Source organism: Pantoea sp. ME81, from assembly GCF_903970985.1.
Classification (GTDB): Bacteria; Pseudomonadota; Gammaproteobacteria; order Enterobacterales; family Enterobacteriaceae; genus Pantoea; species Pantoea communis.
In genome coordinates this window covers 1-11,481 of the sequence record NZ_CAJCKS010000063.1, presented here as the reverse complement: position 1 = coordinate 11,481, position 11,481 = coordinate 1, and the positions used below count along the sequence as shown (strand labels likewise).

16 protein-coding genes are annotated in these 11,481 nt (G+C 49.6%); 2 read left to right on the top strand and 14 right to left on the bottom strand.

The window, feature by feature from the left end:
• Positions 1-277 precede the first annotated feature (277 nt).
• The 13 genes from H7A81_RS13370 to H7A81_RS13310 form a co-directional block, all read right to left on the bottom strand.
• Positions 278-769, bottom strand: a complete 492-nt coding sequence (locus tag H7A81_RS13370; protein ID WP_182057740.1) for a hypothetical protein — start codon at positions 767-769, stop codon at positions 278-280.
• A 70-nt stretch (positions 770-839) separates the two neighbouring features.
• Positions 840-1,322: an AfaD family invasin gene (afaD, locus tag H7A81_RS13365; protein ID WP_182057739.1), complete on the bottom strand. Its 483-nt coding sequence runs from the start codon at positions 1,320-1,322 to the stop codon at positions 840-842.
• Positions 1,323-1,335: 13 nt separating this feature from the next.
• Positions 1,336-3,822 (bottom strand): fimbria/pilus outer membrane usher protein, encoded by a 2,487-nt coding sequence (locus H7A81_RS13360; protein ID WP_182057738.1) that lies wholly within the window; start codon positions 3,820-3,822, stop codon positions 1,336-1,338.
• A 45-nt stretch (positions 3,823-3,867) separates the two neighbouring features.
• Positions 3,868-4,623 carry a fimbria/pilus periplasmic chaperone gene (locus H7A81_RS13355; RefSeq protein ID WP_182057737.1) on the bottom strand — a complete coding sequence of 252 codons (756 nt, stop codon included), beginning with the start codon at positions 4,621-4,623 and terminating at the stop codon, positions 3,868-3,870.
• A 75-nt stretch (positions 4,624-4,698) separates the two neighbouring features.
• Positions 4,699-5,010 carry a hypothetical protein gene (locus H7A81_RS13350; RefSeq protein ID WP_182057736.1) on the bottom strand — a complete coding sequence of 104 codons (312 nt, stop codon included), beginning with the start codon at positions 5,008-5,010 and terminating at the stop codon, positions 4,699-4,701.
• 210 nt (positions 5,011-5,220) lie between these two features.
• Entirely contained in the window at positions 5,221-5,469 is a 249-nt protein-coding gene (locus H7A81_RS13345; RefSeq protein WP_182057735.1) for an ANR family transcriptional regulator, read from the bottom strand.
• Positions 5,469-6,536 (bottom strand): RecT family recombinase, encoded by a 1,068-nt coding sequence (locus H7A81_RS13340; protein WP_182057734.1) that lies wholly within the window; start codon positions 6,534-6,536, stop codon positions 5,469-5,471. The genes H7A81_RS13345 and H7A81_RS13340 overlap by 1 nt, the downstream gene beginning before the upstream one ends.
• The gene (locus tag H7A81_RS13335; RefSeq protein ID WP_182057733.1) at positions 6,529-7,353 is read right to left on the bottom strand and encodes a PD-(D/E)XK nuclease-like domain-containing protein; all 825 of its coding nucleotides are present in this window, start codon (positions 7,351-7,353) and stop codon (positions 6,529-6,531) included. Before H7A81_RS13335 ends, H7A81_RS13340 begins: the two co-directional genes overlap by 8 nt.
• The gene (gene gamL / locus H7A81_RS13330) at positions 7,350-7,643 is read right to left on the bottom strand and encodes a host nuclease inhibitor GamL (protein WP_182057732.1); all 294 of its coding nucleotides are present in this window, start codon (positions 7,641-7,643) and stop codon (positions 7,350-7,352) included. The genes H7A81_RS13335 and gamL overlap by 4 nt, the downstream gene beginning before the upstream one ends.
• Entirely contained in the window at positions 7,640-7,825 is a 186-nt protein-coding gene (locus H7A81_RS13325; RefSeq protein ID WP_182057731.1) for a hypothetical protein, read from the bottom strand. Before H7A81_RS13325 ends, gamL begins: the two co-directional genes overlap by 4 nt.
• Before the next feature lie 93 nt (positions 7,826-7,918).
• Complete coding sequence (locus tag H7A81_RS13320) at positions 7,919-8,341, bottom strand: pentapeptide repeat-containing protein (protein WP_182057730.1); 423 nt, start codon at positions 8,339-8,341, stop codon at positions 7,919-7,921.
• A 207-nt stretch (positions 8,342-8,548) separates the two neighbouring features.
• Entirely contained in the window at positions 8,549-8,773 is a 225-nt protein-coding gene (locus tag H7A81_RS13315) for a hypothetical protein (RefSeq protein ID WP_182057729.1), read from the bottom strand.
• Positions 8,774-8,808: 35 nt separating this feature from the next.
• Positions 8,809-9,462 (bottom strand): pentapeptide repeat-containing protein, encoded by a 654-nt coding sequence (locus tag H7A81_RS13310; RefSeq protein ID WP_182057728.1) that lies wholly within the window; start codon positions 9,460-9,462, stop codon positions 8,809-8,811.
• 545 nt (positions 9,463-10,007) lie between these two features.
• Between H7A81_RS13310 and H7A81_RS27670 the strand changes: the two genes are divergently transcribed.
• A complete protein-coding gene (locus H7A81_RS27670) occupies positions 10,008-10,277 on the top strand; it encodes a hypothetical protein (RefSeq protein WP_255478965.1) in 270 nt (89 codons plus the stop codon).
• A gap of 100 nt (positions 10,278-10,377) precedes the next feature.
• Positions 10,378-10,872, top strand: coding sequence for a hypothetical protein (locus H7A81_RS13305; protein WP_182057727.1), 495 nt, complete (start codon positions 10,378-10,380; stop codon positions 10,870-10,872).
• Positions 10,873-11,078: 206 nt separating this feature from the next.
• On the opposite strand, the gene H7A81_RS13300 is transcribed toward H7A81_RS13305, so the two are convergent.
• A complete protein-coding gene (locus H7A81_RS13300) occupies positions 11,079-11,273 on the bottom strand; it encodes a hypothetical protein (RefSeq protein WP_255478964.1) in 195 nt (64 codons plus the stop codon).
• Positions 11,274-11,481 lie beyond the last annotated feature (208 nt).

The following is an 11,481-nucleotide window of genomic DNA, read 5'->3' as shown; positions in this document are numbered from 1 at the left end:
ATGAGTGTGTAAGTATCAGCCGAAACTAATTGTTCACAAAAGTATCATTGTGACCATCTGGAAAACTTATAAAGCTTTATGACAATAGCCACCATTGATTCGGGCGACCTCCGGGTTGGCTGAACGATTAATATGTTATGAGGTGAATTCATTTTCATTAGTTTCTAACTCGTGATTTTCTTAGATGTAACACCCCCTGAATGATATCAGGGGGTGACATATTGATTCTTAATTACACAGTATTTCCAATAATGGAATGGTCCGTCTGACGTCAACTCTACGAAATAAATGCTACTGCATCCATGCTTAGCGTATAAGTATCAGCGGCTATGTTTTGTTCACTATGCGTTTTAATTTCCCAGTCAATTGCTGCTTTATCCTTAGAGACTATCCAGTCACCTTTAGCGACGTAAATCGCTCCCGGTAATGGGGGCATGTATAAAGAGATTTTATGATGGGGGTCATTTTTCCCACCGAGTCTGTATTGCCCGGCATTCATCCGCTCGCCGGTGTTAGGTGTGAACCGCACACCGATGCGCGAGGCGGGAGTTGCTGTTATCTTAAGTGATGCGACTTTTGTATTGCTCAGAGTATTTCCTGCTTTCAAATTCCGTTCAGGTATTAGCTTAAAATCCACTTTCACTTTTTCGGCGAAAACTAAATCCACAGATCGGGTCACTGTATCTCCAGTCTCATGTAGGTTGTCAGCCATGGCTGAGCCTGAAATGCCAGACGCGATTATTAAAAGGGTAGCGTATATACTTTTCATGGTATTCCTTTATAAATGGTTATGCATTGTAAAAATGTACCTTTGCTCAGGATGTCTGGAGTGAGCCTGCTTAATTTTCTACTTTACCATCTAATGAACCTCCTCCTGGTTGGGGCTGATAGCACAGTGCAGTTAGTTGTACACGAACTGAACTGCCAGTTATGAACTGTTCACCATCACTCAATAATTCGAGTGCGGAGTTTTTGTCAGAGGCCCTCAAATAAACCCCTTTCCCGTTGAAGGTACTGGGCTGCCAGTGGGCACCATTTAATTTAACTCTTATAAACCCCCTCCCATTATCTTTAATTGTGAGGGTGTAATGTCCTGGGGTGCTTTCGTTTTCCGCCATTTCATCCCATACATTCACATTGCATGATTTACTGATTCCTGAAATATATACTCGGGCAAGTAACGTATTGTCTGATAACTTCCCCGCAGCCAAATGGGCTGTGGGAATGATAGTGAGTTTTAAGTTATCAGCGCGAGAATAAAATGACGCCGAGGAAAAACTTGATATTATGATCATTGAAAAAATCATCTTTCTTAATGACACATTTTTTCTCCTGCTAATTACATTTTGCAGTGACGAAATACAAGCCAGAAGTAGATCTATGACTGGTAAGGTGATAGTGATAGATTCTTGTTTCGCCTTTTAAACTTACAGTCAGATTCCCTTCATTCGCTAGTCCTGACAGGTAAACTTTTCCATTATTATCGACGATTCCCCCAATGTCTTCCGCAGAAATGACATGCACAACGGAACCAAAAGGTACTTTCGAACCATCTTTATTCATTAAATCTATTATCGCCTTTGCTCCTGTCTGTGTTTTGAACTTCGCGTGAATGAGAGCGCCAGCTGTCGGGATAACCCTCCGGTCAGTAATACCTATCTCAGCGTCTGATGGAAGCGACGCTGGGTCCAGCGAAAGCATATTCTCGCGATACGGATTAAGGTAAGTCTGCGCTGTGTAACCACGGTAATCTGTCTGAATTCCTGGCAAACCCGAGAATTTCACCCCCGAAGCCCCTCTGGCCTCGATGAGTGCATTTGTTTCACCCAGTGCCTGCGTGAGCGTTACTCCATGGCCATGAGCGATAATTCCTCCCTTCAACGCTAACGATCGCTGATGGTAATTACGGTCATAGCTATAACCACCCGAAAGTTGTCCGTACGTCCCGGTCCATCCCAGATACACATCTCCATTGCTGCCACTGTCCTCTTTTCCTGGTGAGTAGCGCTGATCGACATTCCATTGCAGCCGCTGATCAAATGCATCACCGTTCAATCCTGCAGAATGGCTTTCGTGACCTGATGAGGCATGCGTATACCGGTAAGTCGCACGCGTGTTGCCACCCACCCATTTACTGAGCGGAACGCTCAGCCACAGGCTGGTGATTTGATTTCTGCGATGTCGGTAGCCGCTTTGATTCAGAGACCAGTTCAGGGACAGTATCATTCCGTTGTATGGGATGGAGTAGCCCGCGTTAAAGCTGGTGTCGTGCAGACGGCTGTTCCAGTAAGTTTCATGATAAGCGCTGGCATGCAGATAACCCCAGTGACTCATCCCCTGACTGATGGACAGACCCGTGCGGCTCTTCCTCTTGCGTCTCCCATGAGAGAAACTTTTAGTGTTGTCATTCCGCCAGCTGTCCAGCGTTTCGCCGAGCGTCAGGTAGTTCGACTGGCTGAACTGAAAGTTGACCAGAGAAAGAGTGGTGTTAGTAGTGACAATCTCTTTGCTGTAGCGCATACGCCATGACTGACCCTGCATTATTTCCTGTCCGGAAAGCTGACCGCGACTGAAAGTGACATCAGCAGACAAGGCTCCCCAGTCGCCCATACTCAGACCCACGCCGACGGAAGGTGACTGATAGTGACGTGATGCCTGCAAGCCGCCATAGAGAGTGAATCCGCCGGGGAGGCCATATATGGCAGTGGACTCAACCATCGGGGCAGGGATAATCCTCTTATCGTGAGAGCGGTATTGTCCGGCCATCATGCTGTAGCGCAGGTAACCCTCTTTAACGGCAATCGCGGGGGTCTGAAATGGCACAGTGAACACCTGCGGGACACCATCGGCTTCCCACACCGTGACCTGGAAATCGCCACCCGATCCGTTTGGGTTGAAATCCGCCAGAGCAAAGGGGCCCGGTGCGACGATCTGGTTGTAAACCGTATAGCCATTTTGCTTCACTTCTACCCGCGCCTGCGTTCTGGCAACACCGCGGATCACCGGCGCGAACATATACTGACTGGACGGCACCATGCGGTCATCAGAGGCGAGCATCACGCCGCGAAAGGGGATGCTGTCGAAAATCAGTGAAGAGGTGTACCTCTCTCCCAGCGTCAGCCGGCTGTTAATGCCATTGAGTCCTCTTTCCAGATAGGTGTTGATCACCTGCCACCGACCGGGCGTTCCCTTCGTCTGATGCCATTCAGTGAGATTTCTGAGTCGCCAAGCTCCAAGATTGACGCCAGGACGCACCTCCAGCCATGAATACTGAGACGTTTTGCCTGAAGGGCCTCTCATCACACTCTGGCTTGAACCAGCGCGGTAGTTCATCATAAAGGCCGGAATGCCTTCATCCCACAGGGTTTTAGAAGGGAGCCCCTTAAGACGGGGTTTGAGAAAGACCTGCGGAATACTGAGATGCAGTGACTGTTCGTTAAAATGAAATTCAACCTTCGCGCCGGGGATCTGCGACAGTTCAAAATTTCCGGTGCGATTTTCTTTCTCGGAGACTTTGAAACCTTTTATTTTCACTCCGTAAACAGAAAGCATCTCACGTGTAATGCAGGGCACAAGCAAAGGATGGCCGTTTGTGTCCAGCGCTGAGGTGAATACAATGGACCGGTAATCCACGCGGACACCATTCAATACGACCTCAACCTTATAACTGCCAGGTAACTGGCCACCCTGATTAAACACTGACAGGTCGGTATCCGCAGCCGCACCCTCAAGAAGAGCGGGGCTGAAGGTATACGCCTTTCCCTGAGGTGGAACAGCAGCCAGCGCCAGACTGGCCACAAGTAGTGGTCTCGTAACAGCCATTATTCAGGTCCTGCAAACAGAAAAAGGGAAGCGAATAAGGTCGCGTTAATTGAGGTCCGAGATGAATTCCCGGCTGTCGCCACCATAATCGGTGATGAGCCGCCAGTGGACGGGGCCATGAGCCTCCGGCGAGGCGTCCAACTGAAGCGTTCCCATTGGAGGGATATAATTCAGGCTGGCAATATTTTCGGTACCCAGACGGACGCTTTTCAGATTTATAAAGAAGGGTGTGGGGTTAATGACGGTCAGAACTTTACCGTTTTTTTTCCAGGTCAGGCTCGATGCAAAATCGTCTGGCGTACCCTTTAGGGACGATGGACGAATAAGCAGCTTCAGACAGGTCTTTATCCGTAACTGGGTCAGAAGCGTGGCAGTGTGCCCGGCGTTTTTCTTTTTAAACTCAGCATCAGCCCACTCAGAATCCGGTTCAGGAGGGATGCCTGTCAAACAAAGCCAGTAAAGCGATTCTTTGGTGTCCGTGTCATGATTACTGGTGGCAACAACTTTAATCCGGCTTTGCTGATGGGCGTCCAGCCTGAAGAGCGGCGGCGTTACGATAAAGGGAGCCTTCGACTTACCATCCTCTGCAACGACCTCCGACTGAACCAGCATGGGGTACGACTGGGGGTTCATTACGGTCAGCGTTGCGCCGGAGGTGCCAGCGGAATATATAAGTCTGGTTGCGCCGGTTTTAACAGAGAAATTTTGCAGTTCCGTCGATATGTTTTGAGTACCTGCATAAGAAAATGATGACGTCAAAAATAACGCCATCGCACTTATTCCGACTGACTTGATTGACATTTTCTTATTATCCAGAGTAGAGAGTGATAGCTAATTTCAGGGGGCGCTTATGCATTTCTTTATTTAAACTGAAGACTAGTGCTTTTTAATTGTTCTCATTGTCAGGCGAAGCGTAGGTACATTGTTCAAAGGAACGATGTCGGCTTTCAGTACGGTAAATAAAGGAACAATATAGGAGTCCGCATCACCGAATTCGTTAAGCATTTCGAGCGCATGCTGCCGGGTCAGGCAGGGGATGTTGCCTTTCCCGGATTTAAACTTCACCATCCAGGCCACCGGTGAGGATATCAGTGAGAGTTTTGCGAGAATATAAACAAGCTGGTCTAACGGTTCTGGCTCTGGATTTTTTAACCTTCCATCAATAAACTCTATAAGTTTGTCATTCATTTCTGGCTCCTGCTTATTTTTTTTGGAGATAACTCTGTTGAATTAAAATTATTATGGTTGTGCTGTATGTAATAAATTTTCCCTGGTGAAAGACCGTCCTAATGGCTGACGGGATGAAATTAACATTGAGGAAGGAGTGCGTGAAGTCGGAAAACTGAATAAAGCTGTGTATGGAAAACACAGTTTTATAGTGTTTAACGTCGGTTTATTTTATTCCTGCGGCTGAAAATGAATGCCTCCTGTCCATCCGTTACGCAGTGCGCTCAGACAGAACAGATGCCGGTGTTCCGACCAGGCCCGGTTTGAAGTATTTATGGCTTTGTCCATGGCTTCGGACCAGAGTTCTGCTGCATCAGTATATTCCCCAAGCCTTTCTGAATTTGCCGCTGCACTGGCAAGCCGGTAAAAACAGGGGTTGCGAAGCTGATACTTTTTGCCTGCACCCAGGCTGCTTTTCATTACGCATTTCCTCCATCCTGACCGTCACGGATACGAAGGTTTTCCGCTTCTTCTTCCAATTCAGCTTTACGAACCAGGAAGACATCGGTGGCCTTATCCAGATGATCAGGTGTTGCTTTAAGTACACGGGATGCGTAGGCATAGCATCTCGCAAGCGTACTCACTGATTTTGTGCTGCTGGCGGCTTCGACAAAGTCGGCCAGCAGCTGGTCCGGCGTGCGTTCACGTTCTTCTTCTGGCGAGGACTTCACTTTTTTGTTTTTTGCGGGATTAACGGGCTGTTCCTTTGGATGATCGCTTATAACCTGCTGTGTTTCAGAAGCCACGGGTGAATCAATCACAGGTTCAGGTCTTGAATGGGCGGACTGGTTGATCAGCGCATTCAGGTCATTAGTGGGTGCAGGGGTGATGTCGCGTTCTACCGGCTGCACGGTCTCCAGTTCATCCGGTGTATAAACACCAAGGATGACGTCAGGGCAGTGCAGGCGGGCCCAGCGTTTCACAGCCAGATAAGCCAGCTGCTGTTTCGGGTCGCTAGCCCACAGCGTGGAATTGCGCACCTGTGCCTGAGACAGCATCAGCTCAAGGATACGCGGTTCTTCTTCACCTTTCATGGTGGCCCATACCCGCACGCCGCAGCCCGCTTCATCAGCCATCTGCCAGGCTGGGGCAATGTATTTGTTGCCTTTGGGCGAGGTTTTCTCGACGAAATTGCCGATAATTTTGTCCCAGGTGCCAAACCATTCGTAATGCAGACGATCGCGTGTCGGGGCCATTGTGGTGACAATGGCGTTCACGAGCTGCGCCTCATAACCCAGGGTACCGTTGATGGTAAATGTCTTCTGTGCAACAGCAAAGGGGTTCATGCCCCACTGTGATGCCTGCATGGTGACAGCCAGGCAGTCTGCCGGTTTGCCTGCCAGATGCGCCGGTACGGTGACCCGACCATTCGCCATGACCTCGGCAAAACGAAGCAGTTTATCGAGTGCGTCTGGGCTGAAAATCGTCGCTGCAGTGCCCGTAATCACGGGTGCTGGCTCTGCCTGACGGGTCAGTTCATTATTCATAGCGGTTGTCCTGTTTACGGGCCCACTGTGGGCGACTGATTTCTTCGATGCCACCCCAGCAGTCACTGACACGGCACTGGTGATAGGTGTTGAGATTCTGACGGCACAGTGAGTGGCCTACTTCTACGTCGTCGGGATGCAACCGGAACACCCTTACGGGGTAGCGGCCGCAGTCGATGCTTTCACTGACGGCAATGAAAGCAAACTGGGGATATTCGCCGAAATGGTTCCTGAACCCTTCGCGGTAATAAGCATCCTGAACGTGATAGCGAAACTCCTCGATATGGCGCGAGAAGCGGGACATATCACAGACTTTTTTGATGTCCACGATGACCGGTGTATTGGTCAGGAACTTATCCGGCCGTATACGGCAAAGCTCGGTCGTTTCCTCATCAGTCCAGTAAATTGAGGATTCACAGTGGCCATCAGCCTCCAGAAGGAAGCGCGCCGAGTGATGGGCCATGACGCTCTCACGCATTAATCCGAGCTTACGGCCCTGTTCAGCATCCAGTACGGTCATGCCCATCGTGCTGACACTCTTCAGAAACTCCTGCTCATCGGCTTTCCCCTGATTGGTACGGCGGTTGAACTCGGGAGCCATGATAAAGCGCTTATCAAATTCATTCGGTTCCAGCAGCAGACAGTGGAGCGCGCTGCCCATGTTAAGTGCGCTTTTCTTCTCTTCATCCTCAGGTGCCTTCTTTCTCCACAAGTAGCAGGAGGGGTCTACAGCAATGTCATCGAGTTGGGATTTACTGATACCGGGGCCAGAATGGTAGGCCTCGTTGCTGAGGTCGTGATAGATACCAGGTTTCATCGTGATGGATCCTCCCATCCCAGCACCACCTGCAGGTCGTAATTATCTCTGGCCTGCAGGTAGGCCAGATGGGCAATAAAAGTCAGATATGGATCGTCGGCATGAATATTACGACAGCATTTCAGCACTTCAGGATGCAATCGCCAGTAGCGGAACTCATAGAGACGGTCCGGGAAATGCGACAGCAACCGCGCGGCTTCTTCGTCGATCCATTTCTCTTTTTCGATAGCAGCCTGTTCTGCCGTATCAAGGCTTTCTTTATGACGTTCCTGCTGAAGGAATCTCATCATGGTTTACCCTCCTGAATGATGACTTCAATAAGACGGTCGGCCAGCACCTGCAGTAGCGGCTTAGGTGGCTTGCGGTGGAAGCTGGCACTGGTAAGGATGTTTCGCGGATGGAATTCAATAGAGCGAACGGGGTGAAAAGGGCGTGCAAAAGCCGTATCGCCCCTGATGTCAGGTTGCATCATGAGTAATAAACCTCTGTAAGTGGTGGGGAGTGAAGGGGGTAAATGCTGTGTGGAAATCTAATGTTAAATCTGAAAAGTGTTAAAAGACGATTTTCACCGCTTTGACAGGGTGATTCCGATGACGGTAATGCAGACCTCGCGCTTGACTACTTTGCCCGGCAGTTTAGCCCCCTCCGTGCGCATTCCTTTCATGTCTGCGCCGTCCAGTAGCGCAGTAGCCAGATAGGCATGGGTCATATTTGCTCCCTGGAGATTGGACTGGCGAAGATCGGCATCTGCAAAGCAGGCATTCTTCAGACTGGCAAATGTGAGTATGGCGCCGCGAAGGTCAGCGCCACTAAAGTCAGTGTCATTTAAATCAGCGCCTATCAAGACGGCACCGCGCAGATCTGCATGGCACAGTGATGCTCCCTCCAGCTTCATGAAGCTGAAATCGGCGCGTTTCCCCTGCTTACCCTGGGTGCGAAGCCAGCATTTATGGTCCCGCAACGTAATATCGAGCAGCGATTGAGTCATATCTGTTCTCCTTAAAAATGGAAATTGAGGAGCCACCAGTCAGGCGTGACTGGTCATCTCCGTGATGGAAAATGTTTTACTGGGGGTGTGATGCATCAGGTTGCTGACTTATAACGACAGGTCAGAGCCAAAGCAGGTTGTTGAGTGTTGGAAAAGTAGATTAAAGCTCGTGTGACAGCAGGAAAGATTAAGGAAGGGAAGAGCATTTCATCGTGCTTCCTCTGACCTTGCAGCCATACGGGCTTCATTCATTCTTTCTGCCTTACCTCTGATGGTTGTTTTCAGAAAAAAGACTCCGGATGAGTACACGGTTGCCTCTGGCACCGCATTCAGTGCGGCATCGACAACACGGGCATGCTTCAGTAACTGAAGTATGAAAGTTCTGACTTCAAGTACAGAGTCTTCACCATGAAGGGTATAACTAATTTTCATAACAAAACCCTTATCAGCGGGGGGATGCAAGTGGATTAAGCCGTTCCGAAAGCGACATGCGGATACAATGAACCAGCAGGCATCATGCCTACGGATGCCCATTCCGGACGGTCCCCTTCTTCAATAAAGAGATCGAGTATGTCGAGCAGACGTGGATAAAAGCGAAGAGCTTGACTGCCATCCATATTATTTATTTCCTCTTTACTGAAACGACGCCATTTAGAAAGTGTGTGCTCCTGGCAGCCCACGCGCAGTGTCATGCCGTTCGTGATTTGGATATGGTAGCGTTCGCCATAAATCACCCATGTTTTTTCGGGGAGCAGAGTTCCGAGCAGGCAGGCATTACGCAGGTCAGTGCCGCGCAAGTCTGCCCCACGCAGGTCGGCGTAACTCAGATTTGTTCCGTGAAAATGCGCTCCACGCAAACAGGCACCCATAAGTTTTGCACCATACAGGTTAGTTCTGCTGAGGTAAGCATCCTGGAGGCAGGCACCCTCAAGATTCGCGTGGGACAGATCACAGCATGGAAGGTGAACGCCTTGCAGTTGTCCTCGCTTAAGCAATGCGCCCCGCAGATTGAGGCCGCTCAGCGTGTTACCACAAAGTCGCAATCTTGTGCCCGAGTTTTCACGTGTGTCTATCCATTGCTGGTGCTCAGTGATGTGGCGGGATAACTGAATAATGTCCATGGTGAACTCCATAAAATAGGAAGAGGGAAGTGATGCCCGAGAAAGGGCGAATGACAGTTTCCCGCACAGAATTTTCACTATCCTGATTTAAGTTGTTTGTCGTAATCGGCATGACTCAGCAGCTGCCAGCTGTCTCCGTCATCCCTCGATAACAACCGCCAGTTTGGGGTGACATAAAGGGTCAGATAGCCATGCTGAATGGTTCTTCGGGGCCTGATATTCCCTATACGCCATTGATGTAGCAGGCAACCCGCACGGGTACGCACTCGCTGCGGAATACCGGGTTTGCTCATCGGCTTTTCTCCATATCAGCCGCACAGGCTGCAGCCAGTTTCTGCGTAAAAGCCCACCCAATGCCGCAGCGAAAGTCATTAAATACCCTGACGCGGTTAAGTACACACACGGTAAATATCCAGGCGTTGTTTATGCGCAGGAATTTCATGTTGGTTTTCCCCCTTATGATTTCCACACTGATAACCCCCGTCTATCGAAGCGAGAATCAGTAACGTGTGGATGGATGAAAGCCGTCGTTGTTAAATCAGTGCATGACGACATATCGAGTAAAGATCGGGTTTCATAACCCGTCAGGCCTGACGTTCAGGCTGTTAGATGAAATTCTGGAGCCTCAGCGGTTCTGGCGTACAAGCGCCAGCGATGGACAGTTCCGGTATCACATGGAATACGAATATGAAGCTGAGGGTCGGGACCTGTGTGCGGTTTGCTCACTGGCTTATTCTCAGGCGTGTAGGGTGAACAAATGTCCCCTGGTGCTGGTGGAGGAACGAAATGACAGCCCGGCTTTAATCTCCGATTAGTTGCCTGCTTTTCACCACATCAGGCGAGGTGGTTCCCGTGTACCCCTACAGCGAGAATCGGTGTTATGATCTCATCACCCCTGCAGTGATGAGATGAACGATGGACGTGATCACCGGCTTTAATGTTGCGAAACAAGCACTGGAACTTTTGAAGGTCATCAGAGACGGTCGTGATGAGGGTCTTGTCAGAGAAGCGGCGGGCCAGCTATCTGAAAAAATCACGGAATTACAGATGCTCAATGCAGAGCTGTCGGGTCTTTACCAGGCAGAGAGACAAATCACAATGGAACTTCGCGAAGAAAATAAAAAAATCGAGATGTTTGCTTTGCAGGCTGCCAGCTATGACCTTCACACCACGGACGGAGGATCGACGGTATATCGCTCTAAGAAACCTGCCGACCCGGATGTTCAGTTTCACTATCTTTGTGCTCACTGCTACAGCGGCAGTAAGGTATCGATACTTCAGCCGAAGCCAGAACGCAGTCAGCATGGCGGTTTTTTTATTCATTACTGCCCTCTGTGCAAAAATGAATTTCGAATGAATAAGGTTCCGGCGTGGGACCTGCCTAAAACGGTGCGGCCGTTCCCTCATTGATTCCGATTTAGAAGCAATGCGTATTGCAAAAAAAAGGTCCCGCACGAGGCGGGACCAAAGTGGTGTTCAGTACTGTCAACTAAACGACCAAAGCCCGGCATGGGCATGCGCTACTGCTTTCTTTAGCTGGACGAGGAGTCAGGTTCCCCTGACCCCGTATTAATAACGCGACTACAGGTTCAGTTTCCTGACAATCAGATGCCAATTTATTGTGCTGCCTGGGATTCAGGCTCTTTTTCGCACGCACAACACTTAGGCTTTAAATCCGGATGATTTTCAAAAACAGGATCGGCTAACTCAGCCAGCATGATTTCGACAACGAACTGTACTTTTTCCATATATGCATTGGCTTCTTCGTTAGAAATAGTGCCTTCCTTTTGGTAGTGATACATATAACCCACGGAATCGCTCAGTTCACGTGAGATGTTTAAGACTGCCTGACTGATACGAACGGCGGCTTCACGATATTTGCTGCGCCAATGCTACGGCTTCACCGCTGTGTGGATCCACTCCCACGCGATGCAATCCCACATCGACTTTGATGGCAATGGACAACTCACTGGCAGGCTGCTGGCGATGCGCTTGAGCGATGGCTGTGACGCCGAGAGC

Coding starts and splice junctions, on each gene's coding strand:
- H7A81_RS13305 (WP_182057727.1), top strand. CDS start 10,378: ATGGACGTGATCACCGGCTTTAATGTTGCGAAACAAGCACTGGAACTT.
- H7A81_RS13315 (WP_182057729.1), bottom strand. CDS start 8,773: ATGAAAATTAGTTATACCCTTCATGGTGAAGACTCTGTACTTGAAGTC.
- H7A81_RS13370 (WP_182057740.1), bottom strand. CDS start 769: ATGAAAAGTATATACGCTACCCTTTTAATAATCGCGTCTGGCATTTCA.
- H7A81_RS27670 (WP_255478965.1), top strand. CDS start 10,008: ATGACGACATATCGAGTAAAGATCGGGTTTCATAACCCGTCAGGCCTG.
- H7A81_RS13310 (WP_182057728.1), bottom strand. CDS start 9,462: ATGGACATTATTCAGTTATCCCGCCACATCACTGAGCACCAGCAATGG.
- H7A81_RS13360 (WP_182057738.1), bottom strand. CDS start 3,822: ATGGCTGTTACGAGACCACTACTTGTGGCCAGTCTGGCGCTGGCTGCT.
- H7A81_RS13350 (WP_182057736.1), bottom strand. CDS start 5,010: ATGAATGACAAACTTATAGAGTTTATTGATGGAAGGTTAAAAAATCCA.
- H7A81_RS13320 (WP_182057730.1), bottom strand. CDS start 8,341: ATGACTCAATCGCTGCTCGATATTACGTTGCGGGACCATAAATGCTGG.
- H7A81_RS13335 (WP_182057733.1), bottom strand. CDS start 7,353: ATGAAACCTGGTATCTATCACGACCTCAGCAACGAGGCCTACCATTCT.
- H7A81_RS13325 (WP_182057731.1), bottom strand. CDS start 7,825: ATGATGCAACCTGACATCAGGGGCGATACGGCTTTTGCACGCCCTTTT.
- H7A81_RS13345 (WP_182057735.1), bottom strand. CDS start 5,469: ATGAAAAGCAGCCTGGGTGCAGGCAAAAAGTATCAGCTTCGCAACCCC.
- H7A81_RS13340 (WP_182057734.1), bottom strand. CDS start 6,536: ATGAATAATGAACTGACCCGTCAGGCAGAGCCAGCACCCGTGATTACG.
- gamL (WP_182057732.1), bottom strand. CDS start 7,643: ATGATGAGATTCCTTCAGCAGGAACGTCATAAAGAAAGCCTTGATACG.
- H7A81_RS13355 (WP_182057737.1), bottom strand. CDS start 4,623: ATGTCAATCAAGTCAGTCGGAATAAGTGCGATGGCGTTATTTTTGACG.